This window comes from Rhizobium sp. NPDC090279 (genome assembly GCF_044769665.1).
In the GTDB taxonomy this organism is placed as follows: domain Bacteria; phylum Pseudomonadota; class Alphaproteobacteria; order Rhizobiales; family Rhizobiaceae; genus Rhizobium.
The window spans coordinates 1-26229 of record NZ_JBIVYI010000012.1; the positions used below are offsets into that span (position 1 = coordinate 1).

22 protein-coding genes are annotated in these 26229 nt (G+C 59.0%); 13 read left to right on the top strand and 9 right to left on the bottom strand.

Features of this window, described 5'->3' with window-relative positions; genetic code table 11:
- Nucleotides 1-297: 297 nt before the first annotated feature.
- Nucleotides 298-1263, top strand: a complete 966-nt coding sequence (locus ACIQWP_RS26205; protein WP_402793825.1) for a magnesium transporter CorA family protein — start codon at nt 298-300, stop codon at nt 1261-1263.
- Nucleotides 1264-2190: 927 nt separating this feature from the next.
- Here ACIQWP_RS26205 and ACIQWP_RS26210 read toward each other — a convergent pair.
- Nucleotides 2191-2661 (bottom strand): chemotaxis protein CheW, encoded by a 471-nt coding sequence (locus ACIQWP_RS26210; protein ID WP_402793827.1) that lies wholly within the window; start codon nt 2659-2661, stop codon nt 2191-2193.
- Nucleotides 2661-4670 (bottom strand): methyl-accepting chemotaxis protein, encoded by a 2010-nt coding sequence (locus ACIQWP_RS26215; RefSeq protein ID WP_402793829.1) that lies wholly within the window; start codon nt 4668-4670, stop codon nt 2661-2663. The genes ACIQWP_RS26210 and ACIQWP_RS26215 overlap by 1 nt, the downstream gene beginning before the upstream one ends.
- Before the next feature lie 897 nt (nt 4671-5567).
- Here ACIQWP_RS26215 and ACIQWP_RS26220 point away from each other — a divergent pair.
- From ACIQWP_RS26220 to ACIQWP_RS26230, 3 genes are read left to right on the top strand one after another with little or no spacing between them, the layout of a single operon-like run.
- Entirely contained in the window at nt 5568-6026 is a 459-nt protein-coding gene (locus ACIQWP_RS26220; protein ID WP_402793831.1) for a (2Fe-2S)-binding protein, read from the top strand.
- A gap of 2 nt (nt 6027-6028) precedes the next feature.
- Nucleotides 6029-7396, top strand: a complete 1368-nt coding sequence (locus ACIQWP_RS26225; RefSeq protein WP_402793833.1) for a cytochrome c — start codon at nt 6029-6031, stop codon at nt 7394-7396.
- Nucleotides 7389-9674, top strand: a complete 2286-nt coding sequence (locus ACIQWP_RS26230; protein ID WP_402793835.1) for a molybdopterin cofactor-binding domain-containing protein — start codon at nt 7389-7391, stop codon at nt 9672-9674. The genes ACIQWP_RS26225 and ACIQWP_RS26230 overlap by 8 nt, the downstream gene beginning before the upstream one ends.
- A gap of 236 nt (nt 9675-9910) precedes the next feature.
- Here ACIQWP_RS26230 and ACIQWP_RS26235 read toward each other — a convergent pair whose 3' ends face one another.
- Complete coding sequence (locus ACIQWP_RS26235) at nt 9911-10357, bottom strand: HIT family protein (protein ID WP_402793837.1); 447 nt, start codon at nt 10355-10357, stop codon at nt 9911-9913.
- Between the two features lie 178 nt (nt 10358-10535).
- Here ACIQWP_RS26235 and ACIQWP_RS26240 point away from each other — a divergent pair, with 178 nt between their 5' ends.
- Nucleotides 10536-11006, top strand: a complete 471-nt coding sequence (locus tag ACIQWP_RS26240) for a hypothetical protein (RefSeq protein WP_402793839.1) — start codon at nt 10536-10538, stop codon at nt 11004-11006.
- A gap of 2 nt (nt 11007-11008) precedes the next feature.
- Here the strand turns inward: ACIQWP_RS26240 and ACIQWP_RS26245 are convergent, their stop codons facing one another.
- The 5 genes from ACIQWP_RS26245 to ACIQWP_RS26265 all read right to left on the bottom strand — a co-directional run bounded on the left by ACIQWP_RS26245 (nt 11009) and on the right by ACIQWP_RS26265 (nt 15479).
- Complete coding sequence (locus tag ACIQWP_RS26245) at nt 11009-11641, bottom strand: phosphoribosyltransferase family protein (RefSeq protein ID WP_402793841.1); 633 nt, start codon at nt 11639-11641, stop codon at nt 11009-11011.
- Nucleotides 11631-12311 carry an energy-coupling factor transporter transmembrane component T family protein gene (locus tag ACIQWP_RS26250; RefSeq protein WP_402793843.1) on the bottom strand — a complete coding sequence of 227 codons (681 nt, stop codon included), beginning with the start codon at nt 12309-12311 and terminating at the stop codon, nt 11631-11633. The genes ACIQWP_RS26245 and ACIQWP_RS26250 overlap by 11 nt, the downstream gene beginning before the upstream one ends.
- The gene (locus ACIQWP_RS26255; protein WP_402793845.1) at nt 12308-13831 is read right to left on the bottom strand and encodes an ABC transporter ATP-binding protein; all 1524 of its coding nucleotides are present in this window, start codon (nt 13829-13831) and stop codon (nt 12308-12310) included. Before ACIQWP_RS26255 ends, ACIQWP_RS26250 begins: the two co-directional genes overlap by 4 nt.
- A 19-nt stretch (nt 13832-13850) precedes the next feature.
- Nucleotides 13851-14423 carry an aminotriazole resistance protein gene (locus ACIQWP_RS26260; protein ID WP_402793846.1) on the bottom strand — a complete coding sequence of 191 codons (573 nt, stop codon included), beginning with the start codon at nt 14421-14423 and terminating at the stop codon, nt 13851-13853.
- A 351-nt stretch (nt 14424-14774) separates the two neighbouring features.
- Entirely contained in the window at nt 14775-15479 is a 705-nt protein-coding gene (locus tag ACIQWP_RS26265) for a phosphoribosyltransferase family protein (protein ID WP_402793848.1), read from the bottom strand.
- Nucleotides 15480-15610: 131 nt separating this feature from the next.
- Here ACIQWP_RS26265 and ACIQWP_RS26270 point away from each other — a divergent pair, with 131 nt between their 5' ends.
- Both ACIQWP_RS26270 and ACIQWP_RS26275 read left to right on the top strand, forming a co-directional pair.
- Nucleotides 15611-16555, top strand: a complete 945-nt coding sequence (locus ACIQWP_RS26270) for a LysR family transcriptional regulator (protein ID WP_402793850.1) — start codon at nt 15611-15613, stop codon at nt 16553-16555.
- A gap of 498 nt (nt 16556-17053) precedes the next feature.
- On the top strand, nt 17054-17485 hold the full coding sequence (locus ACIQWP_RS26275; protein ID WP_402793852.1) for a hypothetical protein: 432 nt from the start codon (nt 17054-17056) through the stop codon (nt 17483-17485).
- A gap of 204 nt (nt 17486-17689) precedes the next feature.
- On the opposite strand, the gene ACIQWP_RS26280 is transcribed toward ACIQWP_RS26275, so the two are convergent.
- A complete protein-coding gene (locus tag ACIQWP_RS26280) occupies nt 17690-18454 on the bottom strand; it encodes a GntR family transcriptional regulator (protein ID WP_402793854.1) in 765 nt (254 codons plus the stop codon).
- A 121-nt stretch (nt 18455-18575) separates the two neighbouring features.
- Between ACIQWP_RS26280 and ACIQWP_RS26285 the strand changes: the two genes are divergently transcribed.
- The 6 genes from ACIQWP_RS26285 (at nt 18576) to ACIQWP_RS26310 (ending at nt 26229) form a co-directional block, all read left to right on the top strand.
- Nucleotides 18576-19898 (top strand): M20 family metallopeptidase, encoded by a 1323-nt coding sequence (locus ACIQWP_RS26285; RefSeq protein WP_402793856.1) that lies wholly within the window; start codon nt 18576-18578, stop codon nt 19896-19898.
- A 12-nt stretch (nt 19899-19910) separates the two neighbouring features.
- Nucleotides 19911-21461, top strand: a complete 1551-nt coding sequence (locus tag ACIQWP_RS26290) for an ABC transporter substrate-binding protein (protein ID WP_402793858.1) — start codon at nt 19911-19913, stop codon at nt 21459-21461.
- 120 nt (nt 21462-21581) lie between these two features.
- Nucleotides 21582-22529, top strand: a complete 948-nt coding sequence (locus ACIQWP_RS26295) for an ABC transporter permease (RefSeq protein ID WP_402793860.1) — start codon at nt 21582-21584, stop codon at nt 22527-22529.
- Nucleotides 22522-23352 carry an ABC transporter permease gene (locus tag ACIQWP_RS26300; RefSeq protein WP_402793862.1) on the top strand — a complete coding sequence of 277 codons (831 nt, stop codon included), beginning with the start codon at nt 22522-22524 and terminating at the stop codon, nt 23350-23352. Before ACIQWP_RS26295 ends, ACIQWP_RS26300 begins: the two co-directional genes overlap by 8 nt.
- 1 nt (nt 23353) lies before the next feature.
- On the top strand, nt 23354-24997 hold the full coding sequence (locus tag ACIQWP_RS26305) for a dipeptide ABC transporter ATP-binding protein (protein WP_402793864.1): 1644 nt from the start codon (nt 23354-23356) through the stop codon (nt 24995-24997).
- Between the two features lie 11 nt (nt 24998-25008).
- Nucleotides 25009-26229 carry a M20 family metallopeptidase gene (locus tag ACIQWP_RS26310; RefSeq protein ID WP_402793866.1) on the top strand — a complete coding sequence of 407 codons (1221 nt, stop codon included), beginning with the start codon at nt 25009-25011 and terminating at the stop codon, nt 26227-26229.

Genomic DNA, 26229 nt, shown 5'->3' on the forward strand with positions numbered 1-26229 from the left:
CGAGGCCTTCATCGAATTCTCCTCTCTTCCCCGCAGGGATCATAAGTGGAAAATTCCAGTTCTAAATGGCCTAATTTAACGGGGGCACGTCAGTCAGCCGCATCGGCATCATGGGAAGAGTTTTGATCTTTAAGTCTTATCCAATCCTTGAAGGATTGCTAGGCTTCAAAATCGAGGCGCGCCGGAATATATCATTGCTTCCGGCGCTCATTCTCGCCAATTGCCGTTCGGTCGACAGAGTGCCATTCTCGGACGAATCGAGAGTTTCTCGCCATACGCAGGGAGTGACCACAGGAAATGTTAAGCGTTTTCCCGGTGCCGCAAGGCGATAAAAAGGGCCAGCCGCAAGCGTTTGCAGAGGCCTTATGGATCGACCTCCTGAGTCCCAGCGGTGCTGAACTAAGGGAGGTGGAACAGGTCATCGGAGCACCTCTCCCTTCGCTTGGGGCGCTCAGTGAAATCGAAACGTCGAGCCGTTTGAGAAATCAGCACGGTGTTCTTTACATGAGTACGCCGTCGGCGGCACGACATCCGGAGGGGGCTGATACGACACCTCCCCTTGGTTTTGTTTTATCCATGGATCGTCTCGTCACCGTCCGGTTCATGGCATTGCCGGCTGTTGATGCCGTGGCCGCTGGATTTGCCGGACAGGATGCCCCGAAATCGAGTCTCGAGGTCTTCACCTTGCTCTGTGAAGACATTGTCGACCGCGTTGCCGATGCTCTTGAGCACCTGGCGGGAGAGCTCAATGGCCTTTCAACAAGCGCCTTTCGAGCAGAGGACCCTCGTGGCCACCACGCAGCCCGCGCCAACCGACTATTGCGAGCGCAACTGCGCCAAGTGGGGCGTCTAGGAGACCGTCTCTCACAGATTCGAGACGGTTTACAGGGTCTCGGGCGCGTTGTGACCTATGCAGAGCAGCAGGCCAAGGGATGGTCTGACAGCCTTGAGCCAAGGCTGGCAGGATTATGTCGCGATATACACTCTTTGGTTGATTACGAAGAGCAACTTGCCAACAAAGTTCAGTTTGTTTTGGACGCTCTCGTCGGATTGATTGGCATTGCTCAAAACGACATATTCAAGGTTCTCACCATCGTGTCGATCGCGGGCATTCCACCGACCCTTGTCGCCGGCATCTACGGCATGAACTTCAAGAACATGCCGGAATATGATTGGGCCTGGGGTTATCAATATGGCTGGGCAGTCATCCTACTCAGCACCATCATTCCACTGGTTTGGTTCAAGGTGAAGGGTTGGTTCTGACGCTTGCTGCAACCGCAGAACGGTACGATATAGCCGCCCATTCTCTCTTCAAAGCGGGTTTGCAAACATATTAGCGGCGGGACGCTCTTATATCTCCGCTATTGCCAACGGGCTGGCGCGATAGAGCTTGCAGAGAGACATAAGTTAAGCAGGAAAACAGCGCAATGAGCGAGGTTAACTACAATCATCGACGCGGGGCGTTGGGAGCCATGATCTTCGGAAGCTCTGAGGCCCGCTGGCCGCAAAAGACGTTCGCGATGCGATTGCTCATTTGCCCGATGACGCGGAAGCCGTGTTTGGCACATGCGAACATGGCGATCCTTTGAAATTCGGCCGATTTAAGATGCGTGCCAAATCTCCTTCGGAATCGAAAAGTCGATCTCTCCGGCGTCAGGTGTCCAACGAGTGGAAGGTTGCTGCGCTACGACTTGCATGAAACAGCACCAGTGCCTTCGCGCGCCCAGAAGTCAAACAACGTGACAGCACCCTGCGCGAGCCTGACAACTCACATTCGACCCTAGCAAATCACCCGTCGCACACGAGACCAGTCATATCAGCGTTGCCCTGCATATACCTGAGAATAGGTATTGACTCCGTTTTGAGTTCCGTCACGAATTGAGCCACTTTTCTGCTCGGTGCTGACCGGTCTCGACTTGAGACGAGGCAATGGAAAACATTGTTTTTCATCGGGCGATGGGGTCACGCCAAGATGGCAAATCCTGGGTGAATTCTGTACAGAATTCAACAGCCTGCTCAATCTCGGCATCTCCTATCGGTTGTTGACGGTGAGCCCCGCTTGCTTCGTCCTGATGAAAACTGCCTTCGAGATACAAATTCAATAATGTTGGACATCTTGTTTACTTTGGCTGATTGCGTGACACCGTCACCAGTACCCTTGGAATCGGTGGCCAAAGCTGGGCCTCACCGCTAGCCGGCAGTCGGCGTTTGTTCAAGACTGGCGAACATGTAGTCCAGGTTGATGAAGCAGACCATGCCCTGTTCCAGCGGAATAATTCCGTAGGAGAAAGCCGGATCAAAGGACGTGCCAAGGTCCGGCACGGGTTGAATGCGGTCGCTGCCAATCGAGAGAATATCGGAGACACGGTCAACGACAAGGCCAACGACACTGCTGCCGATCTCGGCGACAACGATGGCGCTCCGATCCGTGCTCACTGCACCCCGCACACCGAGTTTGGCGGCAAGATCGATCACGGGAATAACCGAGCCACGCAGATTCATGACACCAAGGACATGCGGTGGCGCGTGAGGTAGCGGCGTTGCCGCCGCCCACCCTCTTATCTCTCGGATTGATGTCGTCTTGATGCAAAATTGCTGATCACCAAGATGGAACGCTATGATTTCCAGCGTTGTGGTTGCGCTCAGGCTTTGGCTATTCATCAAAACTCCTCCCAGGAAGAGGCTGCAGCGGCAGTTGCGGTGCGACGACCGAAGGCATTTGCGAGTTGGCGGCCAAGCACACGCGCCGGAGAGGCAACCGGTTTGCTGTCGCGATCAGTTGCGCGTGGTGCCGAGACGCCATCATTGAGTTTGAAACGAGCAATCAGGCGAGCGAGATTTGTCGCCTCATCAGCCAATCGACTGGTCGCCGCAGTCGACTCTTCGACCATTGCCGCGTTCTGCTGGGTGACCTGATCCATCTGGTTGACGGCGGTGCTGACCTCAGACAGGCCAGTCGACTGCTCTTTGGCGGCCGTTGCGATCGAGTGCACATGTTCATTGATCTTGATCACATGCCCCTGGATCAACCCGAGCGCTTCACCGGTGGCGGTTACCAGCTTGACGCCAGAATTTACTTCGTCTCCGGAACGCGAAATCAGACTCTTGATGTCCTTGGCGGCCGTCGCCGAACGCTGTGCGAGTTCACGCACTTCCTGTGCGACCACGGCAAATCCTTTGCCCGCTTCGCCTGCCCGCGCTGCCTCGACGCCAGCATTTAGTGCCAGCAGATTCGTCTGGAAAGCGATCTCGTCGATGACGTTGATAATCTGGCCGATCTCACCGGAGGCCTGCTCGATGCGGCCCATGGCTGATACCGCATCCTTGACAACGGCGCTGGATTGCTCGGTACTATGGCGGGCCTCATCAACCATATGACTGGCCTCCAATGCCCGTTCCGTAGAATTCTTTACAGCAGCGGTGATTTCCTCGAGCGCAGACGAGGTCTCCTCGAGCGACGCGGCCTGCTGCTCCGTGCGCTGCGACAGGTCACCTGAGGCGATCCTCATCTCGCCAGCGCCACCATTGATCGTGTCGATCGCCGCGCGAACCTCACCCAACACTGAACGTAGGTTGGTCATCGTTGCATTGACGTTCTGCTGCAACTCGTAGAAAGCTCCCTGGAAGTTGCCGCGCATGTTTTCGGTCAGATCGCCCTCGGCCAACGCCGACACCACTCGTCTGGTCTCTGCGATACCATTGTCGACGGACGTCACGAGCTCGTTGACGCTTGCAGCAAAGCGGTTGAGATCGGCGTTGTCGTAATCCTTTGTGATACGCTGAGTAAAATCCCCGGCCACCGCCGCTGAGACCACAGCGGCAATACTCGACTGCAAGTCGGCACTCTTTGCTTGCAGCGCTGCCTCTTGTGCATTCAGCTCACGCACTTTGATACCGTTTTCCTTGAAGACCTGCACTGCACGGGCCATTTCGCCGACTTCGTCAGGACGCACAGCGAAAGGAATGTCCGTTTCAAGCTTGCCGGCCGCCAGCACACCCATCGTGCTTGTCAGCAAGCTGATTGGCTTGATCACGCGAGCGATGCTATAGGCCAAAGCACCGATTCCAGTTGCGATCGCAAGCGCCATTGCGGCGATCGCGATCATGACTGTCGAGGAAATATAGTCCATTGTATTGCCGACGGAGGTATCGCCACCGCGTTTGTTGATCGCAACATCCCGGTCGAGAAGATCACCGCTGTCATCGTAGGTCTTGGCCGTGCTTGGGCTGGTCAGGAGGTCGAAAGCTTCATCTTTCTTTCCTGCTCCCATAAGCTGGAGGATCTCTTCGCTTGTCTCCTGATAGCGCGCCCACAGGTTTGAGAATGCATCATATGTCTGCCGCTCTTCACCGGGAGTAATCATAGGCTCGTACTCGCGACGAGCATTGTCCAAGTCCTGCATCTTTTGTCGAAAGATACTAATATTGCGAACTAGGCTTGTTGAATCAGCTGAGTTGGTGACCAAAGCGAATTGAAGAATACGGTAGTCACCTGTGATTGTATTGATACGATTAACTACATCAATGGACGGGAGCCAATTTTTGGAAACGTCTGCGACGTTGTTCCTGATGGCGATAAGCTTGACAATACTTACAATGCCCTGTCCTGCCGCCACGGTCGACAACAGGATGAACAACGATATCAAGGTTAGTTTGATAGAGGAGCGCATGTAAAATACTTTCCAAAATTTAGAAGGGTGTGCTCGGGGTGTGGAGGTCTAATTCGCCTTTGAGCGGCACCAAAGCGCGCGAAGTTGGCGAAGTATCTTGATCTCCGATCTCTTGGGGCAACCGGAATACAGCTGCCTATCTAAGTGAATGAAAATTCCTGATACTCCCGTGATAGACACAGGAGGGCGTGGCATTTGCGATGCGATCTTGTTGAGAGGCGCCCAAATCATTTGAGCTATGCGAACAATTCCAGCCTAGTCTGAGATCCCAGACAACGCGCCGATTGTCGCGAAACATGTGCGGTGAGTGCCCATGCATTCCCGATAAATGCCCGGAAAGATTAACCGGTTTCTTAAGTTTTTTGCCCCCCGGATTTTGCGTGCGCAAAACGGATAGGTGTTTCGCGTTCTTGACAAAGAGATATCGGGGTCACAGCGCGTCAGCGTGTCGAGACAGCTGGACACGGTCTTTTCTACGCACCAGTTCGGTCGCTCAGTTCTCCTCTATCAGTTGAATCGCCAGTCGAAGCGCTCTTGGAATGGGAGGCCGCTGGTTCTGCGATCCCTGCGCACCCTGGGGGAAAGGTGCTGCTGAGAATGCAAAAGCGCATTCGCCGCGTCATGCCAGGCGGTACGGATCTTGCAGCCATCTCTCGGCGAGACCTCATTTGCCTTGCCCGCCACCTCAACGATCGGCCACGAAGATGCCTCGGCTATAAAACGTCGGCGTGATACACTTGGGTGAGCTTCTCCAAAACGGGATTACGGCTGCGGAACGGCGGGGTGCAGCGACAGCGATAACACATTGTTGAAGTTTACCCGGCGGTGATACCGGCGTACGATCGATAGGGCAGTTCCGTTGATGTGTCGATTTCACCGTCAGGCAGGGATGGAGACATGCTCACTCTGAATATCAATGAGCAGTTGCGCGAGGTCGACGTTCCGGAGGACATGCCACTTCTGTGGGTATTGCGGGACCACCTCAACCTGGTCGGCACCAAATATGGCTGCGGCATCGCCCAGTGCGGCGCCTGTACGGTGCATGTCGGTGGCAAACCGGTGCGTTCCTGCCAGCTGACCGTTGGCGATGTCGGCACCCGCGCCGTCGTCACCATCGAAGGAATCGGCAGGACGCCCAACGGCAGCAAGGTTCAGCGGGCCTGGGTCGAGGCCGCCGTACCGCAATGCGGCTATTGCCAAGCCGGCCAGATCATGTCGGCGACAGCCCTGCTGGACAGCAATCCGCAACCCGATGATTCCGATATTGACGCGGCCATGGCGGGCAATCTCTGTCGATGCGGGACCTATATCCGCATCCGCCGCGCGATCAAGAACGCCGCCGCCAAACCGGCCTGACCATGAAAAAAATCATCGGTCTTGTCATAGCGATCCTTGTTATCATCACGTTTGGTTTTGCGGGATGGCTGCTTCTCGGCCGCAATCCGACTTCCTTCGCCGGCGGCGCGACCGTGGCACTTGCAGATTACCCGGGCACCAATGTGACCGGCGTTCCAGCGCAGCTTGCCAGTGCGGATTTAGTGAAGCGCGGCGAATATCTCGTCCATGCCGCAGATTGCCAGGCCTGCCACACCGCCCCCGGAGGCCCTCCCCTCGCCGGCGGCTTCGCCTTCAACATGCCGTTCGGCACCATCTATTCCACCAACATCACCCCGGACAAGGAAACCGGGATCGGCAATTATACCGACGCGCAATTCCTGGCGGCCGTGCATAAGGGCATTCGCGCCGACGGCGAAAAACTCTATCCCGCCATGCCCTATCCGTCCTATACCTACATGACGGACGCCGACGTGCTCGCCATCAAGGCCTATCTCTTCACGCTGGCACCGGTCCATGTCCCGGCAAAGCCCGACCAGCTTTCATGGCCCTTCGACCAGCGCAGCCTGCTGTCGCTGTGGAGTGTCGTGTTCAATACCGATGAACGCTTCCGTCCCAATACCGGCCAGAGCCAGCAATGGAATCGAGGCGCCTATCTTGCCGAGGCTCTGGGCCATTGCGGCGAGTGCCACACGCCGCGCAACCTCGCCTATGCGCTGGACAATCACCACAAGTTCGCCGGCGCCGTCACGGCCGGTTGGCGCGCCTACAATATCACCGGCGACAAGGATTCCGGCATTGGCGACTGGAGCGACGAGGACATCTATCTCTATCTTTCGACCGGACACGCCAACGGACATGGCGGCGCCGCCGGCCCGATGGGAGAAGCTACCGACGACAGCCTCAGCTATCTCGTGCCGGACGACGTGCATGCCCTGGTGACCTATCTGCGCAGCATCCCCGCCCATGCGAGCGATCTTCCCCGCACCGTCACGACGGCTGCGCCGGCATCGCACAAGGAGGGCGTGGCGGATGTCGATTCGCGCGGAGAAAAGATCTTCGCCAGCGCCTGCGCGAGCTGCCATGACTGGACCGGCGTGAGCCCGGTCACCGGCTATGCCACACTCACAGGCGTCCGCGCCGTCAACGATCCGAGCGCCACCAACGTGGCGCAGACGGTCATCAATGGCGTCGATCGCACCACCGCCGAGGGCAGGATCTTCATGCCGGCCTTTGGTGAGGGCTATTCAGACGACGATATAGCTGCTGTCGCCAACTATATCACCGCCCGGTTCGGCGCCAAGGGCGCGCATTTGACGGGCAAGGATGTGGCCAATCTGCGAAAGCAGGCGACCCAGCAACCCAATTCTCCGGAGGCACACAATGGCTGACACCAAGCCGAATTTTACGCAGTCCGATGCTTATCTCTCGGCGCTTATGCGTGAGGTCCGTTCTGTGCCGGCAGACAATAGCTTGCTCACCATGGGACGGCGTACGCTCTTCAAGCTGGCCGGCGGGGGCGCTGCCGGGCTGATCCTGGGTTTCTACCTGGGAGACGCGGCGTTCGCGGCCGAGCAAACGGACGGCGAAGACCAGGCGATGAATGCATTCATCCGCATCGCTCCGGACAATACGATCACCATCTATTCCAAATGCCCGGAGATCGGCCAGGGCATCAAGACCTCCTTTGGCGTGATCGTTGCCGATGAGCTCGACGCCGATTGGAACCATGTCGTGATGGAGCAAGCCGACATCAATCCCAAGGTCTATGGCAGCCAGGGCGCCGGAGGTTCGACCTCCATCCCCCACGCCTGGGATCAATTGCGTCAGGCCGGGGCCAGCGCCAAGGCGATGCTGATTGCCGCCGCCGCAGAGCAATGGGGCGTGGATGCGTCACAGATCAGCGCTCAGGATTCAGTCTTGACCCACGCAGCAAGCGGCAAGTCCGCATCCTACGGGTCGCTTGCGGTGGCAGCGGCAAGAATGCCGGTGCCTGATCCCCGGAGCCTGAAACTGAAGACCCGCGCCGAATATCGCCTGATCGGCAAGCGCTATCGCGGCGTCGACGATCCCAAGGTCGTCAGCGGCCAACCGCTGTTCGGTATTGATGTCCAACGTCCCGGCATGGTCTATGCGAGCTACACGAAATGTCCGGCAGCGGGCGGCAAGGTCAGATCCTTCAATGTCGATGAGATCAAGGCCGAGCGCGGCGTGCTCGACGCCTTTGCCGTGGGCGGAACGGGTTTACTGGTCGAGGTGATGCCGGGCGTCGCCATCATCGCCAAGGACACCTGGAGTGCATTCCAGGCGAAGGACAAGCTGAAGGTGGATTGGGATCTGAGCGAGGCATCGACGGATTCCAGCTCAAAATTCTCGATCGAGGCCAAGAAGCTGGCGACCGCTTTCCCTGAAAAACCTGATGACCATGTCGGCGACGTGGACAAGTCCTTCGCCAATGCCACGAAGACCGTCGAAGCCTATTACGAATATCCCTTCGCCGCCCATGTGCCGCTGGAGCCGATGAACACCACGGCGCACTGGCATGACGGGGTGATGGAAATGTGGGTGCCGACCCAGCAGCCGGATCGCGGCCTGCCCCTGATTGCGAAGGTGGCCGGCATCCCGCAGGAAAGGATCGTGATGCACCAGACCCGCGTTGGCGGCGGTTTCGGGCGCCGTTTGGTCAATGATTATACCTGCGAGGCCGCAGCCATCGCGCTGAAGGTCAACGCACCGGTCAAGCTGCAGTGGACCCGGGAAGACGATTTCAGCCACGATTTTTACCGTCCCGCCGGTTACCATCAGTTCAAAGGCGCGATCGACGGGGATGGCAGGCTCGACGCCTGGCAGGAACATTTCATCACCTTTACCGCCGACGGCAAGAAAGAGGCCTCGGGCGCCAGCCTCACCGACAATCTGAGATATTCCATCAAGGCACCCAACCTGCGCCGCGGCAAGACCATGCTGCCACTGAAGATCCCCACCGGCGCCTGGCGCGCGCCGGGCGACAATGCCCAGGTCTTCGCAGCGCAAAGCTTCATGCATGAACTATCGCTCGCATCGGGTCGCGACCATGTCGAGTTCCTGATCGCCGCGGTAAACCGCGACGTGCCTGAACTGGCGCCCAAGGACAACAGCGTCAACTTCAGCCCCAAGCGGGCAAGCGACGTGATCCGGATGTGCGCCGAGAAGGCAGGCTGGGGCAAAACGCTATCCAAAGGCAGCGGGCTCGGTTTGGCCTGGTGCTATTCCCACGCCGGCCACGTTGCCCAGGCGGTCGAGTTGAGTGTCGATGGCCGGAAGCAGATCAAGATCGATCGCATCGTGGTGGTGCTTGATGTCGGGCCGATCATTGATATGGCCGGCTCCGAAGCGCAGGCGCAGGGCGCCTCCACCGACGCCCTCTCCACGGCCATGGGTCTCAAGATCACCATCGAAAACGGCCGCATCCGGGAGCAGAACTACAATGCCTATCCGATTTTGCGCATGCCTTTTGCGCCCATGGCGATCGATGCCTATTTCATCCAGTCGGACAACCCGCCGACGGGCATGGGCGAACCCGCCTTCCCGGCACTGGCCCCGGCTCTCGGCAACGCCATATTCGCCGCAACGGGAGAGCGGGTGCGCCGCCTGCCGCTGCGTGACCTCGGCTACTCGCTGGCGATCTGACCCATGCCTTATGCGCGCGGTACATTCTTGGTGGTCCACACGCTCTCCATGTTTGCAGGGCACTCCAAGGCAGGCATCGGGCGTGACCGCACATGGAGAGGACGTGAACTTAGGCGTATCGGGATTGAGAACTTCGCGCTCGAAACGAAGCTCCGGCCCGAACCATTCCGCCGACATCACCGATGCAGAAGCGACCTGGGGCAAATCCGCCGCGATCCTTTGCGTTGATTCCATGCTCAAACCAGCTTGATTGCCGACCTCAGCTCGTCGGCCACCGCCTCCAATTCCTCTAGTGAAGCGTCAGGCATTGACCTGAACGTGAGCACTTCCTGAGCGATATAGAGTCTTGATGTAATGTCAGTCTTATCGTGCATGGGCACAATATGCGCGTGGGCATGAGGAACATCTCCGCCCGAAAAGAGGAAGGCTACACGATCCACGCCGTAAATTTTCTTTTGGGCGCGAGCGATCTTCTGGCCTGTGCCAACGATCTCGCCTGCAAGGTCGGCTGGCAAGTCGTCGAAGTAGTTGAAGTGATCGCGAGGAATGATCTGAACATGACCGCGACGGATTGGAGAGGAATCGAGGAAGGCAATTAGCTCGGTGCTTTCGAAAACGGGGATGCACGAAACGCGGCTATGTGCGATGTCGCAAAAGAGGCAAGAAGAAATCTTTTCTCTCATAATTCTTCGATCCGTCCAGCTTGCCGACGCAGAGAAAGATATCGAGCAGCGAGCGCGACATTCAACCCTGAGCATCCTATGCCATGCTTGAATTGTTGATCTTGCTCAACACAAATTCGAAGGGCAAGCATATCCAAGCAGCCGTCGACCAATTGACGGCGATTCGAGGCATTTATAGATGGTCATCAGACACCGGCGCCGCCCCGCCTGGCAATTCCTTTTGCTTCCCCTGCGGCTCGTCATAGCCCTGCTCGTCATCATCAGCGAGATCGCCCGACCGGTTTACCGGCCGCTGGTGAACTGGTTCTCCGCGCTCACGATCGTAAAGCACTTTGGCGAGATTGTCGGCTCGTTGCCACGAGCCGTGATTCTCGTTCTGTTTGTCGTGCCGCTTGCGATTGCCGAGCCTCTGAAGGTCTATGCTTTGTTCATTATTGCCAGGGGCCACGTGATCTCGGGGCTGGTCATAATCGCACTGGCCTACCTGATGAGCTTCCTTTTGGTCGAGCGCCTTTTCCACGCGGGCCGCGACAAGCTTCTGACCTACGGCTGGCTCAAATGGATTATGGATCGCGTTGAGACTGTTCGAGACTGGATCGCCGAGACGAAGGAAAGCGTCATCGCGGCAGTGCGTGGTTGGCTTGGATAGCATCAGGTGCCTGGAATTGGCTCCCAGGTCAAACCGTCGGTCTTGGAAAACTGCGGAATATGCGCAAGACCTTGAATGAGATCACAGTCAGCGCCCAGCGTCTCGTGCCAATCGCGCGCTTCCGTGAGGATGACGCCAATTCCGACAACCTCGGCTCCGGCCTTGCGCACCAGCTCCAGCGACCCCTTGAGGCTCGATCCAGAGGCAACCACGTCATCGACGACCAACACGCGCTTGCCTTCAAGAAGAGGGATCGCAGCGCGGTCCAGCAGCAGGCGCTGTTCACCCTTGGAGGTGATGGAAGAGATGCGCTGCTCCAGGGCATTTGCCAGATGGATTTTGGGCGACTTCTGCAGGACGACATAATTGTTGAGGCCGAGCGCCCGGGTGACCTCGATGGCGACGGGAATGCCGAGCGTCGCAGTGCCGACCACGATATCGGGCTTGAGCGATGCGAATTTGGCGGCAAGTTTGAGCCCGACATGCTCGCCGAATTTCACGCCGAGATCGATGACCATCATGAGGGAAATAGCAAAATCCGGCTTGATCGCCACGATCGGCAGGTCGACGGCATAGCCGGAAACATCGACTCTCCAGTTCTGTCCCGTTCTCGGCTCCATGGTCTCAGAGGTCATCGGCTCTATCCTTCATGCTGAGGCGCTGCTCGACCATCAGGCCGACCTGGCGCCAGGTTGTTCGCTTGTGTTTCAGATCATACCCATAGAGGGTGAGGGAAAATGAAATGGCGTGCGCCATACGGATCGCCTGGACGAGCAGCGGAACGCCGCGCGCCAGCGCGAAGCGCATTTTGGTGGGCAGACTGACGTCATCTATCTCCATGCCGCGCGACCGCTGGGCATCGGCAATGCGCTCGAAATCATCCCGCAACATCGGGATAACACCGAAGGTCAGAGAGAGAACAAGCGTGGCGATCGGCGGCAGCCGCGCAGCGCTTGCCGCTGCCAATATCGAGCCCGGAGAGCTCGTCTCCATGACGAAGTAGAAGGCTGCGGTCGTCGTGACCAGCCTGGCCGCCATCGCCATGGCGATAGACAGGGCCTGAGGTGTCGAAAGGCCCTGTAGCCACAGGTTGACCATCCAGCTCGCAATGACCATGCCGGTAAGCAAAGTGGCGCCCTTGAGATAGCCGCGAAGACCGGGAACCTTCAGCACCCAGAGAAGGAGCAGGCAAACAAGCGCAAGGAGCACACCGAACCGCCAGTCCGGAGCAAACCAGGCAGCCAGCATGATGATGAAGGCAATTCCCAGCTTGATGAAAAAATTGAGCGCGTGAAGCCGGGTCATGCCATGCTCCAGGCAGCCATATCATAGGGTGCTTGCCAGCCAAGCGAACGGAAAGTGTCGCTTTCCCATCCGTCTTCGGAGGTTCCCTCGAATGCGATCGAGCCATTATCCAGGATCATCAGACGGGTGGCGAGATCGTCGACCAGCTCCAGATCGTGCGAGATCAACATGACCGCGCGTCCCGAGGACTGCATTGACGAGATGAACAATTCCAACATTTGCCGGCCTTTGATGTCCCTACTCAAAAGAGGCTCGTCGATGATGGCGACAAGTGCGCCGGTCGCATCGGCGCAGGCCAGGCCGAGCAACGCCTGCTGGCGAGCTGAAAGAGCAAAGGGATTGGCCTCGGCGAGGTCGGAAAGCGCGTAGCGCGCAAGAGCCGCCTTGGCGCGTTCGATCACCACCGGATCGTTCGAGGAAGCGCTGGAAGCCGTAATGGCAAAGATCACTTCACCGAGTACGCTCATGTTGAACAGAATATGGCGCATGTTTTGGGGAATATAGGCAATCTTGCGGGCTCTTGCGGCGACGGACCAGTCGTCTGCCGTCGTGCCGTCGAAGAAGACCGAGCCCGCGGTTGATTTCAGAAGCCCGAGGATCGATTTGAACAGCGTCGTCTTGCCGGCGCCGTTGCGCCCGATGAGCGCGAGGACCTCTCCAGCCCGGACATCGAAACTCACATCCTTCAGCACCGGATTTCCGCGGGAGCGGGCAAGCTGGCTCGTCAACCCCGAAACAGTCAGCAGCGACCGCCCCGTCTCGCTGGTCTGTCGCTTGGGCCGCGAGCGCATCGGCGGCAGAATGCCGGCTTCGATCCAGGCGCCGTCCTGCGTCAGGACAGTTTTTGGCGGCATGCTGGGAGAAACGCTGCCCGCGCGCAACAAGGCGATGCTGTCGATCACGGAATAGAGGGCCAAAGGGTCCTGCTCCGAGATCAGCAGGGTCGAAACGCTGCCGGACACCTTCCGCAGGATATTGGAAAGCCGCATGCGGGCAGCGGGATCGAGCCCGGTGGTGGGCTCGTCCAGCACCAGGATTTTCGGGTTCGAAGCCAGCGCTGCGGCAATGGTGACCATACGCCGCTCTCCGCCCGAGAGCGTTAGAACGCGGCGGCCACGCAGCGCCTCCAGCTCGAATTCCGCGATGAGTTCGGCGAGCCGGTTCCGGATTGCACTCCGCTCGATGCCCTTGTTTTCCAAGGGAAAGGCGATGACATCCTCGACACAGATGTCCCAAAGCTGGTCTTCGCTATTTTGCGACACGAAGCCGATGGTGCCGAACAATTCCTTCTTCGTGAAAGAGATTAGCGGACGACCGCCGAGTTCCACGCGGCCCGAGAACTCGGTGGTGTGGACGAGGCGCGGAATAAGACCGGCGGCAACGCCGAGCAACGTCGACTTGCCGCTGCCGGCTTCGCCACAGACGAGAAGGCGCTGCCCCTCGTCAAGTGTACAATTGGCTTCGGCAAGCACCGATGCGGAACCGCCGAAACCGATCGTCAGATTTGCAATATTGAGCACTTGTTGATCCAGATCGTCTTCAGAAGCGCTTGAAGCCGGCGGGATGCGCACTCTTTAGAATTTTCATTGCAGGGATGATCAGAAGCGGCGTGCCAACGACCATCGGGACGATATCGGACAGGCCGAGATAACCAAAGCCCCACCAGAACGGAAAAATGCCGAGATAGGCAAGGCTGGCGGACACCGCCACCACCATAATCAGCCCGATTACAAGGCAAACCACAGCGATCTTGATCAGCGCCAGACGATCAAAGACAGTCTTGGCGGGATCGAAGAGGAGGCCCGGCACAAGGCCCGTCAGCCCGACCATGACCCCATCGACGATGAGCGAATGCGCGGGTATGAAAGTGCCGGCCAGAAGCGACCAGACGATCGTGCCGAGATAGCCGCAGATGAAGCCGCTGCGCCAGCCGAGCAGGATACCGATTACCGGTGGCAGGAAGGCGAAAATGCGCCACTGGATGACGCCGGGTACGAGCTGGATTGGATTGGCATAAGCCCAAAGCACGCCCGTGGCGGCGGCCGCCACGATCGAGAGCACGATGGGAAAGAGAGTATTGCCGTCAGTTTGAGACGCGGTCGCTTGCTGCATGATTTTTGCCCCTTTGAAAAGTCATTTCCAGAAATTTTTGAAGAACCAGTTGGAACGGCTCTCCGCGATGGTTCAGGCGCACATTTGGTCCCGATGCGACACCCTGGGAATTCCTCCGCCTAGAACGCCCCGGCTTCCCCGGGTTTCTTTAGAGATGGGACGCGATTGCCGACCCAAGGAACGCTCTTTCCAAGATTGAAGCGACTGATGGGAAATGCAAACCACGAAAACCATTCCAGATTGTATTTTAAGCATGATCTAGCATGTTGAACTTCAGCGGGCCAATCTAATCATACCCAGGTCGTTCGGCGGCCACGGCAAGATGGCGCAAGCAAATAGCCGACGCCATACTTACACCCCTGCAGCGCTTTTGGCGGCTGCGGAGCGCGCCTGCGGCAGCCGCTTTGTGAGCAAAGCTTGGGCGTCCGTCCAAGCATCTTTCTCGGTCGTGATATCGGGGGTCGCCACTCCGTCGATAATATCGAACTGAGGAATATGGCCTAGGCTGGTCACCAGTTTGGCGTCATCGCCGAGCAGTGTTCGCCAAGCGTGACCCTCGGTCAGAATAGCGCCCGCACCAACGATGTTCGCCCCTGCACGCCGCACGAGTCTGATTGCCGCCGCCATGCTGGAGCCGGTGGCGATGACATCATCGACGACGAGAACGCGCCTGCCCTGAAGCAGGGCTATCGAACGGCGATCGAGCAGAAGACGCTGCGGCACCGCAGTCGTGATCGAACGGACATCCTCCACCAAGGCGTCGGCAAGATGAAATTTCGGTGATTTCTGCAAGACGACATATTTGTCGATGCCAAGACGACGTGAGACCTCGATGGCGACCGGCACGCCCAGCGTGGCGCTGCCAACCACAATGTCGGGTCGCGCCTGTGCAAAATGATGGGCAAGCGCATCGCCGACAATGTCACCAAACCGGATTCCCATATCGATGACCATCAGCAATGCAATCGCGCGCCGGGCATTCAGCTGGATAATCGGCACGTTGAAGTTTTCGCCGGCAATCTTGATCTGATAGGTTTGCGGGGTCTCCAGATACATGATCGCGGCCCTCGTGCCATCGGTGTTTGCATTCAAATTCCTGTCTTAGTAGACACTAGGTCACACAATTTTTACAAACAGAAAAATTCGTCCGGTGCGTTTCCTTTTCTTCAACGAGGTATACCTCCCGAATGAGCAGGCTCCTGTTTTCCCGCTTCGCACATTACCTCGACGAGATCGCCAATCGCGGCTCGATCAGGAAGGCCGCTGAGAAGCTGAATGTGTCGGCTTCAGCGATCAACAAGCAGCTCATCGGCGCAGAGGAAGAATTCGGCGTAGCCCTGTTCGAGCGCCTGCCGCGCGGGATGCGGTTGACCTCCGCGGGCGAATTGCTCGTCAACGGCTATAGGGAATGGAACAAGGATCTGTCGCGGATCAAGTCGGAGATCGAGGAATTGAAGGGACTTCGCCGCGGCGAGGTTAAAATTGCCGCCTCGCAGGAAACGGTGCCCGACTTTCTGCCTGCGGCGATCGCGCGGTTCATGAAGGATCATCCTCGCATTCGCAACTCGGTCGCCGTGGTGGATTCCGACCGCGTGCGCCAGCTGGTCAGGGAGGGAGGCGCAGACTTCGGACTGACGTTCAGCCCCCTGCCCTTACCGGGGGTCATCGTTACGCGCTCAGCGGACTTCCATCTTATAGCCATCCTGCCGGCCGCCGCGGCTGCAAAGCAGCCGGATCGCATATCCATGGACGAATTCTTCATGAAGCCGACGATCGTTCCCGATGCCAGTAGTCATCTACGTGATGTCGTCGACATCGCCGCGGCACGTAGCGACACCAGATTTCAGCCCGTCTTGACCACCAATAGCCTGGCGCTCATGCGCTCAATGGTGCGCGAGGGCTGCGGTTTCGGTGTGACAGCCGTAGCTTCGGGCATGCCTCTCGAACATGAGGGTGGATTGCATTATGCCCGCATAGACGATGACGGCTTGCCGCCCATGGTGCTTTCCCTGATCGTTGATCCGCGACGCAGCCTTTCGATGACGTCGATCATCGCACGCAGATACTTCGAGGAATATCTCGACGAAATCGCACTTCGAACAGGAAAAGACCAAGATAATTCAATTGAATAGATAGGTTCTATAAGCTGAAAATACTCAATCGACGCCCATGGAACCCATTTGCCAGCGAGCTCCTGAACCTCTCTTCCCGTTGAAAAAAAGGAAACAGACCGCACGAATATTAATGCTTGTAAAAGTTGTAGGACGTCATGCCTATAGAGGCAATATCTTCTAATGCTAATTCTTGAGGCAACGATGGAATGGCTGTTGATCTTAACCCAAAGGAGTCCTTCACACTGGCTGGTGATCTGGATCCCTCATGGGATTTCGTCGCCAATTCTGCTTCGCCAAGGAGATCCGCGTCATCCCCTCTATCCAGCAGGGACAAGGCCGTTGCCCTGCACTCCAGCTGCTTGGCAACAGGCCAAGAAGATGACGCCGGTAGCCGCAGCGGTTTCCGGCCACACCCTCCAAGGCTGGTGAATTCCCCGTTTAAGAGCAGAGGCGGGTCGTCAGCTCCACTGAAGGCAAAAACCGTGCTGCGCGGATCGGCAAATTGGAGACATCCGTATGTCTAAAGCTAAATCTTATCTCTTAAACACGGCGAACGGAACGATCCGGACGGTGATGCTTCCCACACACAACCGGACCAAACATATTCACGAACTGGTCGGCTCCAGCATGGTCGATGTCGTTCGCATCGAGGACTCTCATCTCGTTTATGCCGATAACAACCGCCTTGCCGACGGGCTTCCCAGCGTCACGGACTTGAAGGGCCACCCCTCGCCGTTCGCCGGCAATCTTTTGATCGTTGGCAACGACGAAAGTAGCAAGCCCGCAAGCGTTAGCGCGAGCATTGACGATGTTGCTTCGTGGTTCACCATAATTCGCCCAGTTTTCCTGCCGGTTTTCGAGACGATATGCGAATCTCAAACCGTCGGCGTTCGTGTCATTCGCCTGGATGTTCGTATCGAGCGGTCGGCTCCGAACATCATCGGGTAGCCGAGGAACGCGACATCTCCCGTTTAAGTGCCGAACGACAGGCACGAGAGCTGCGTTGGCTCGAGCAGCACCTGCTAGATCAACACGTAGTTCAACACCAACCAAACTCGTTCATGTCGGCTTCCATAATACCGGCCAAGAGGCGACTACCCATCGCTATGTTAGCATTGTCCCTGAACGGCAGGCTATTTGTCGATTGGAATGCTATTGAACCTCGTGGACGTAGCGATGACTTCTGGTCGTCGCGCGATGTTTTGCGACAAGAACCGGAACGGCAGACTGATCATAGGCAACTTCGTCAATCGTCAGTACGGCGCTGGGCATGTCCAACTGCAACAGCCGGCAATCCTCCTGCGTCGCCATATCGGCGGCAATCTGCTCCCGCACGGCGGAAATGCGAATCCCATAGCGATCGAGAAGGAAGAGATAAAGAAGCGAAGGGATATCCTCCCTCTTATCGGGAAACTCCGGCAGTATCCTTGCCGGAAGAGCCATCACTTCATGCATGACGGGCCGGCCCCCGACGCTGCGCAGCCGGTGGATCGAGATGACTTCAGCCGCGTCGTCGAGCCGCAATCCCGCCCGCTCCTCTTCGCTCGCCTGACGCCGTTTCAGCGAAAGAATGTCGGATGTCGAATTTTGCAGCGAGCCGTCGAGTCCGTGCAGACGAAAATACTGGAAGAAGAAGCGCAGGCTATGCTGCGGCGTGCGGCCCGTAACCACGGTCCCCGTCTTGCGCCGGCGGCTGAGCAGGCCTTCATTAGTCAGATCCTGCAGGGCGCGCCTGATGGTGCCGACAGCAACCCCAAACATTTGCGACAGTGCGATCTCGCTCGGCAGCACCGTCCCGGCTGACCATTTGCCCATCATGATCGCTTCCGTGACCTGACGCTTCACGACCTCGTAGAGAGGGACCGAGAGTTCGGATGCACGCGGTACATCTGCTGAAAATTTAGGCACTTCGCGCAATTATTTGCCTCTTCTTTGGAGTTGACTCGAAGCCTGAGTGGCAGCATCATTACTATATAGTTTATATAAATACGAGTGCAGAGCCTCCGTGTGTTTCTGCGCGTTTTTTCGGAATTCGAGCATGCGCGATCAAGTCTTGTCATCTTTCGAGGAGCCATTTGCAAGCGCCTTGAAGACCATCGAAGAGAACGTCGAGAGCGCCGTCGACGATCTCGCGCGAATGATCGCGATCGACACCTCGTTTCCGCCTGGAGACGGCTATCCGGCATTTGCGGAGCTGATGTCGAGCCTGCTCGAGCCGATGGGTTTCGATTGCCGGCAGGTGATCCTGCCGGAAGAACTATGGCGGGTCAGGAATGGCCCGGCCCAAGGGCCGCGGGTCAATCTGATTGCCGAGCGATCGGGCAGCAGGCCGGTTTGCGGACTGTATTATCATGTCGACACGGTTCCGGCCGCTCCCGCCTGGCAACAGAACCCGTTGTGTCTGCGACGGGAAGGCGAACGCCTCTTCGGGCTTGGCGCTGCGGACATGAAGGGCACCATCGCGGCGACGCTGCTTGCGCTGCGTGCCGCCGACGCCTGTGGCGTCGAACTCGCCTACGATCCGATGCTGCTCCTTTGCACCGATGAGGAAGGCGGCCTTTATCCCGGCATCCGCTATCTGGCCGAGCAAGGCATGCTCAAGGGACACATCGTCAATTTCAACGGCTCGGCGGCGCCACGCATCTGGGCGGGCTGCTTCGGTGTCTTCAATCTCCAGATCACCGTTCGCGGCCATGCCGTTCACGCAGGCGAAGGCAACCGCACCGGCTCTGGCATCAATGCCATCGACGGAGCTCTTCCCCTTCTCAATGCCCTTCATGCTTTGAAGCCGCAAGTGGCCTCCTTCGCATCCGCCTTGCCGGCGCCGCCGCATGCGAGCGGACCGTTGCGGCCGCAGCTTTCCATCGCGGCCGTCAACGGCGGCACGTCCGGCGGGCAGGTTCCCGCGGAGCTGAAAATCCTCGTCAGCCGCCGCTATGCTCCCGAGGAGAATTACGAAGCGGCAAGGGCTGAGATCGAAGAGCACATTCGCATCGTCATGGCGAAATCGCCGGAACTGCATGTCGAAATCGATCTCGTCGGTCATCTCATCCCGACCTCCGACCCCGACGGTCCGCATTGGCCCCGCTGGCAGAAGGCTCTCAGTCTCGGCTTCGGCTATCAGGATTCCGACTTCCGCAAATGGGGTGCCGCAAGCTGCTCGGACTTCGGTTACGTGCAGCAAACGGGCGTCATGCAGGAAGTCCTGCTCGGCGGTCTTGGCCGTCCGGAGAGCTGCATCCACAGCCCCGACGAACATACGACGACCACGGATATCGTCGCGCTGGCGCAAAGCATCCTTGCCTATCTCGCCCGCGACTTTGCGACCGACCTCATTCCAGAACGCGCATCATCAAAATAAGGGAACATTGCAATGCTGAAGCTGAATCGACGTCATTTCCTGGCGAGTACCGCCGCCATTCTGGCAGCGCCTGCCATTGGCTTTGCCCAAGCCGCAGCTCCCGCCAAAGGCGGCACGTTGCGCATTTCCGTCGATCAGGCCGCAAGCGTGATTCACCCGCTGCTGACGCGCGTCAACCCGGAATACATGGTCACCGAACTGCTCTACAGCAATCTGACCCGGCTGAAGGTCGATATGTCGGTCGAGCCCGATCTGGCCGAAAGCTGGAGCGCCAACGATGCGCTGACGGAATGGACCTTCAAGCTCCGCAGCGGCGTCAAGTTCCATGACGGATCGCCATTGACCGCCAATGATGTCGTCCACACCTTCAAGGCGATCCTCGATCCGAAGAACGCTTCGCCGGCACTCAACAATGTCGGCCCGATCGCCGACGTGACCGCGGCCGATCCACTGACGGCCGTCTTCAAGCTTTCGACCCCCTATGCCGACTTCCCCGTGGCGATGGCCTATACGGTCGCGCGCATCATCCCGGCATCCATCGCCACCGGCGATTTCAAGAAGCTTTCGACGACCGCCGTCGGCACAGGGCCATTCAAGCTCGTCTCCTACGAACCGGACCGTCTGATCGTCGTCGAGCGTAACCCCGATTACTACGATCCGAAGCGCCCCTATCTCGACCGCGTCGAAATCCAGGTTTTCCCGGATACCTCGGCGCAGACCTCCGCCCTGCTTGCCGGCGATATCGACATCATTTCGACCGTGCAGCCGACCGAATATCTGCGGATGAAGGATGCGCAAGGGGTCAATCCGCTGCGTGTGCCGTCAGGCCAGTTCTGCAACATCAACTTTGGCTGCGACACCAAGCCTTTCAATGATGCGCGCGTGCGCCGTGCTCTGGCGCTTACCGTCGACCGGCAGGCGATGGTCGACTTCGTCACCGAGGGTTTCGGCACGCCGGGCAACGACACCGCTCTTAATTCCTCCTATCGCTTCTACGCCGATCTGCCGCTGCGCCAGGCCAATATCGAGGAAGCGAAGAAGCTGCTTGCCGAGGCAGGCTACCCGAACGGCTTCGAGGCAACGCTGATCGCATCGGACAAGCCGAGCCAGCGCACCCAGCTCGCCGTCGCCTTGCGCGAAATGGCAAAGGAAGCCGGCATCAACATCAACGTCCAGACCATGCCGCATGCGACCTATCTGGAACAGGTATGGAAGAAGGGCAGCTTCTATGTCGGCTTCTACAACATGCAGCCGACGGCGGACGCGATCTTCAAGCTGCTCTACACGTCCGATGCTGCCTGGAACGAAACGCGCTGGAACAACGCCGCCTTCGACAAGGTCCTCAACGAGGCTCGCGGCATCACCGACGAGGCCAAGCGCAAGGAGCTCTACGCGCAGGCGCAAACGCTGATGAACGAAGACGTTCCCTCCATCATCCCGGTGTTCTTCGACGTTCTCGCGGCCCGGCGGGATTGGGTTGCCGGCTTCGAGGTCCATCCCCGCGCATCCGTCTTCCGCCTCGACTACGTCTCCCTGACGGACAAGGCGCCGAAGCGGAGCTGACGGCGCTGACCGAGCTCAACGAGCGTCGCGGCGCGCTGCTGTGTTCGCGACGCATCCCGTAGCAAGAAGACCGCCGCGCCTTTTCGCGCGGCCGGTCACTCCAAAGCCAGGGAACGGCCCTTGTCACCGAATTATCTTCTGAAGCGGCTCTTGATGATCGTCTACACGCTCTTCATCGTGTCGCTCGTCGTCTTCGCGATCACCCAGGTCCTGCCGGCGGATGCCGCCGTGATGATGCTGGGGGAGAACGCCACCGATCAGGCGCTCGAGGCGCTGCGCCAGCAGATGGGGCTCAACGACCCCGTCTGGCTGCAATATCTGCATTGGCTGGGCGGTATCCTGCATGGTGATTTCGGTCAGTCGCTGCGCACCGGCCAGCCCGTCGGGCCGGTCATGCTCCAGGCACTCGGCCGCTCCCTGCTGCTCGCCGTCCTGTCCATCGCCTTGATGCTCGTGCTCGCCATACCCCTCGGTATCCTCGCAGCCATCCGGCGCGGCAAGCTCGCCGACATGATCGTCAGCCTCATCTCCTATGCGGGCGTGTCGTTGCCGGAATTCGTGACGGCGACGCTTGCGGTGCTCTTCGTCGCCGATTGGGCGAAGCTGTTGCCGCCAACGGGCTATGTGCCGCTGACCGAGAATTTTCTCGATGGCCTCGCCCATCTGGTATTGCCGGTCTGCGTGGTGTCGATCATCCTCATCGCGCATGTCTCCCGCATGGTGCGTTCCGAGCTCGTCGACGTGTTGCATACCGATTACATACGCGCGGCGCGGCTCAAGGGTCTTTCCACATCAAGAGTGCTGTTCGGACATGCGCTGCGCAACGCCCTGCTGCCGACCATTACCGTCGTCGCGCTCGATGTCGGCTATCTGCTGGGTGGTATCATCGTCGTCGAAGAAATCTTCGCCCTCCCCGGCATCGGCAGACAGCTGATCGTCGCCATCCAGACGCGCGACCTGCCGGCGATCCAGGCCGGCGTTCTGCTCATGGCGGCAACCTATTCCGTCGTCAATTTCGCCGCCGACATTCTCTACGCATGGCTCGACAAGAGGATTCAGTATGATTGAGCTTCTCAAACGGCTGCTGCGCACGCCGCAGGGCGCGGTCGGCCTTGTCCTGGTCGTCCTCGTCTTCATCGTCGTCGTCTTCGGTCCCTTTCTTGCTCCGCGCGATCCGGAAGCCATGTCGATACTTGCCCGCTACAAAGGGCCGAGCACGAGCTTCCTTCTCGGCACGGATCAGTATGGCCGCGACATCCTGAGCCGTCTGCTGATCGGTGCGCGCTCGACAGTGACGATGGCTGTCTTCGCCACGCTTGCCGGCACCTTTGCCGGAGCCTTCCTCGGTACGGTATCGGCCTTTCTCGGCGGGCGTGCCGACGAGTTCATCATGCGGACCATCGACGCGATCATGGCGATCCCCAACCTCTTGTTCGCGTTGCTGATCGTCAATCTGCTCGGGTCCAGCAGTATCAATGCACTTGTCGCGGTTGCCGTCGCCTTCGCGCCGGGCATGGCGCGCATTACCCGCAGCGTCGCGCTTTCCGTACGCAAGCAGGACTATGTCAGCGCCGCGATCGCCCGTGGCGAAAGCTCCCGTTACATCATCCTGCGCGAGATGCTGCCGAATGTCGTCGCCCCGATCGTGGTCGAAACGACGATCCGCGTTTCCTTCGCGGTCATGCTGTTCGCAACGCTGAGCTTCCTTGGGCTCGGCGCCCAGCCGCCTGCCACCGAATGGGGCCTGATGGTCTCGGAAGCGCGACAGTACATGCACATCAGCGCCGGCATCCTGATCTGGCCAAGCCTCGCAATCGCCATTGTCGCCATCGGCTTCAATCTGCTTGGCGACGGCCTGCGCGACGCGCTCAACCCGCGCACCGGAGGCTGAGATGACAGAAACTGCAAACAATACCGTCCTTCAGGTCCGCAACTATTCGCTCGACTATCTGATGGCGGGCGGCACGTTTCACGCGTTGAAAAATATCGATCTCGAAGTCGGTGCCGGCGAAATTCTCGGCCTCGTCGGCGAGTCCGGCTCCGGCAAGACCTCGATGGCCTGGTCGATCATGCGCTACCTGCCGGCAAACGCCCGGGAGGCCGGCGGTGAAATCCGGCTTCGCGGCGAGGATCTGACGGCAAAATCGCCGGCCGAGGTCAACCGCATGCGCGGCAAGCGGATCAGTATGGTGTTCCAGGACCCCGGCACCTCGCTCAACCCCACGCTTTCGCTCGGCACCCAGCTCACGGAAACCCTCAGGCGCCATCGCGGCCTGACGGCAAGACAGGCCTGGAGCGAGGGGCAAGCTATGCTGGATCGCGTCGGCCTCAAGAGCCCGGCGGAGATGATGAAGCGGATGCCGCACGAAGCATCGGGCGGCGAGAAGCAGCGCGTGGTCATCGCCACCGCCTTCGCCTGCAATCCGGAATGCATCATCTTCGACGAGCCCACGACCGCGCTCGACGTCATCACGTCCCGTCAGATTCTTGATCTCTTCCTCGACCTGCAGGCCGAAACGGGTGTTGCCTGCCTCTATATTTCCCACGACCTTGCGCTATTGTCGCGCACCGCAAAACGGGTCGCCGTCATCCGCCGTGGCGAAATCGTCGAACAAGGGGCGGTCGATGAGATCTTCAATACGCCGCAGCACGATTATACGCGCCAGCTGATCGCCGCCGTGCCCAGGCCGAGCGATCGCCTGACGCAGACACGCCCGTCCTATCAGGACCAGCCGCTGATGAAGGTCGAGAACATCAGCGTGCATTACGGTCGCAAGCCGTTCCTGTCGGCGCTGACTGGCCGGTCCTTCGAACGCTTCGCCGGCAATCGCGCCGTCAGTCTCAGCGTCCAGCCGGGAGAAATCCTTGGCATCGTCGGGGAATCCGGCTCCGGCAAATCGACGCTCGCCAAGGCGATGACCGGGCTCAATCCCTTCGAGGGCCAAATGACGTTCGCCGGGCGAACGATTGCGGGCCTTGCCGACATGGACAGGGCCTATCGCAAGAACGTTCAGATGATCTTCCAGCATCCGGACGCTTCGCTCAATCCGCGCCAGAAGATCCGCGAAATCCTGGCGCGGCCGCTGAAACTCTATGGCGAAGGCGAGAAAGGCACCATAGCGCAACGGATCGGCGACATGCTCGAGCAGGTGCGCCTGCCGCGCACCCATGCCGATCGCTACCCGCATCAGCTCTCCGGCGGCGAAAAACAGCGCGTCGCCATCGCCCGCGCCTTCGCATCCAGACCGAAGCTGGTGATCTGCGACGAGATCACCTCGGCGCTCGACGTCTCGGTACAGGCTTCCATCATCGAGCTGCTGCTGGAACTGCACCGCGAGCATTCCACAGCCTTTCTCTTCATCACCCACGACCTCAACCTCATCCGCCAGATCGCCCACCGCATCGCGGTGATGTATCGCGGCGATCTTCTCGAGATCGTGCCGACTGACGATATCACCAGCCCCGAGCGTGCCGACTATACCCGGCGGCTGCTTGCGGCTGTTCCGACGCCGGCCGGCGCTTCATTGCAGACCTAAGGAGCAACAACATGGACCCGAAATCGCTCGTCGCAAAAGTCGATGAGAAGAGCTGCCTCGACTTCCTGTCGATGATGGCACGCCACAAGAGCCACTCGCAGACCGAGGGCGAACGGGAACTTGCCCGCGTCATGGCGCGCGAGATGGAAGCGATCGGACTCCAGTCCGAACTGCAGCCATTCGACAGCGGCCAGCGCTTCAATGCCATCGGCCGGCTGAAGGGTACGGGCGGCGGCAAGAGCCTGCTGTTCAACGGCCATCTCGACACCAACCCGGTCACCGAGGGCTGGACCGTCGATCCCTGGGGTGGCCTCGTCGATGACAAGTTTATCTACGGCATCGGCGTTTCCAACATGAAGGCGGGGGATGCAGCCTATTTTTGCGCGGTCAAGACCTTGCTCGACGCCGGCGTCAAGCTGAAGGGCGACGTGATCCTGACCTATGTGGTCGGCGAGCTTCAGGGCGGCGTCGGCACGCTCGCCGCCATCCGTAGCGGCGTCAAGGCCGACTATTTCATCAACAGCGAGCCGAGCGATCTTGCCGCCGTGACGATGCACGCAGCGGCGCTCAGCTTCGTGATCGAGTTGACCGGCGACACGCGGCACCTGTCGAAACGCGAGCAATCGGTCGACGCCATTGCCGCCGCGTGCGATCTCATCCCGCGCATCAACTCGATGACGTTCAGCAACGCCAGGAGCGAGGTGCATCGCTCGATCAATCGCGGCCATGTCGGCGTCGTCCACGGTGCGCTCGGGCGCGACCTCGAGGAATGGCGGCCGCCGCAGGTCGCCGACTTCGTTCGCATCAGAGGCTCGGCCCGCTATGCACCCGGCCAGACGCAGGAAGGCGTCCTTGCCGATATCGCTGCGGAATTGACAGAGCTCGAAAGGCGCTTTCCCGGGCTGAAAGCCAAGCTGGTGCCCGAGATGATCGAGGGCCGTCCCTTGATGCCTCCCTTCGAAGTCTCGCCGACGTCGCGCATCGTAACCTCGATCAACGCCGCCTACGAGGCTGTCCGTGGAGAAAAACAGCCAACCGGCGCCATCACCCCCACACGCTTTTACGGAACGGATGCCGGTCACCTCTACCATGAACTCGGCATGGAAGGCATCGTCTGCGGGCCGGGCGGCCGGTACAACACGATGCCGGACGAACGCGTCGATATCATCGATTATCTCGACATGATCCGCGTCTACATGCTCGCCATTCTCGACATCTGCGAGGCTGCCTGA

Excerpts from the sequence above, each read along its gene's own strand:
- ACIQWP_RS26245 (WP_402793841.1), bottom strand. The coding sequence starts at position 11,641 with ATGACCTCTGAGACCATGGAGCCGAGAACGGGACAGAACTGGAGAGTC.
- ACIQWP_RS26275 (WP_402793852.1), top strand. The coding sequence starts at position 17,054 with ATGTCTAAAGCTAAATCTTATCTCTTAAACACGGCGAACGGAACGATC.
- ACIQWP_RS26260 (WP_402793846.1), bottom strand. The coding sequence starts at position 14,423 with ATGCAGCAAGCGACCGCGTCTCAAACTGACGGCAATACTCTCTTTCCC.
- ACIQWP_RS26310 (WP_402793866.1), top strand. The coding sequence starts at position 25,009 with ATGGACCCGAAATCGCTCGTCGCAAAAGTCGATGAGAAGAGCTGCCTC.
- ACIQWP_RS26215 (WP_402793829.1), bottom strand. The coding sequence starts at position 4,670 with ATGCGCTCCTCTATCAAACTAACCTTGATATCGTTGTTCATCCTGTTG.
- ACIQWP_RS26240 (WP_402793839.1), top strand. The coding sequence starts at position 10,536 with ATGGTCATCAGACACCGGCGCCGCCCCGCCTGGCAATTCCTTTTGCTT.
- ACIQWP_RS26250 (WP_402793843.1), bottom strand. The coding sequence starts at position 12,311 with ATGACCCGGCTTCACGCGCTCAATTTTTTCATCAAGCTGGGAATTGCC.
- ACIQWP_RS26285 (WP_402793856.1), top strand. The coding sequence starts at position 18,576 with ATGCGCGATCAAGTCTTGTCATCTTTCGAGGAGCCATTTGCAAGCGCC.
- ACIQWP_RS26265 (WP_402793848.1), bottom strand. The coding sequence starts at position 15,479 with ATGTATCTGGAGACCCCGCAAACCTATCAGATCAAGATTGCCGGCGAA.
- ACIQWP_RS26270 (WP_402793850.1), top strand. The coding sequence starts at position 15,611 with ATGAGCAGGCTCCTGTTTTCCCGCTTCGCACATTACCTCGACGAGATC.
- ACIQWP_RS26235 (WP_402793837.1), bottom strand. The coding sequence starts at position 10,357 with ATGAGAGAAAAGATTTCTTCTTGCCTCTTTTGCGACATCGCACATAGC.
- ACIQWP_RS26205 (WP_402793825.1), top strand. The coding sequence starts at position 298 with ATGTTAAGCGTTTTCCCGGTGCCGCAAGGCGATAAAAAGGGCCAGCCG.
- ACIQWP_RS26225 (WP_402793833.1), top strand. The coding sequence starts at position 6,029 with ATGAAAAAAATCATCGGTCTTGTCATAGCGATCCTTGTTATCATCACG.
- ACIQWP_RS26230 (WP_402793835.1), top strand. The coding sequence starts at position 7,389 with ATGGCTGACACCAAGCCGAATTTTACGCAGTCCGATGCTTATCTCTCG.
- ACIQWP_RS26210 (WP_402793827.1), bottom strand. The coding sequence starts at position 2,661 with ATGAATAGCCAAAGCCTGAGCGCAACCACAACGCTGGAAATCATAGCG.
- ACIQWP_RS26300 (WP_402793862.1), top strand. The coding sequence starts at position 22,522 with ATGATTGAGCTTCTCAAACGGCTGCTGCGCACGCCGCAGGGCGCGGTC.
- ACIQWP_RS26290 (WP_402793858.1), top strand. The coding sequence starts at position 19,911 with ATGCTGAAGCTGAATCGACGTCATTTCCTGGCGAGTACCGCCGCCATT.
- ACIQWP_RS26305 (WP_402793864.1), top strand. The coding sequence starts at position 23,354 with ATGACAGAAACTGCAAACAATACCGTCCTTCAGGTCCGCAACTATTCG.
- ACIQWP_RS26220 (WP_402793831.1), top strand. The coding sequence starts at position 5,568 with ATGCTCACTCTGAATATCAATGAGCAGTTGCGCGAGGTCGACGTTCCG.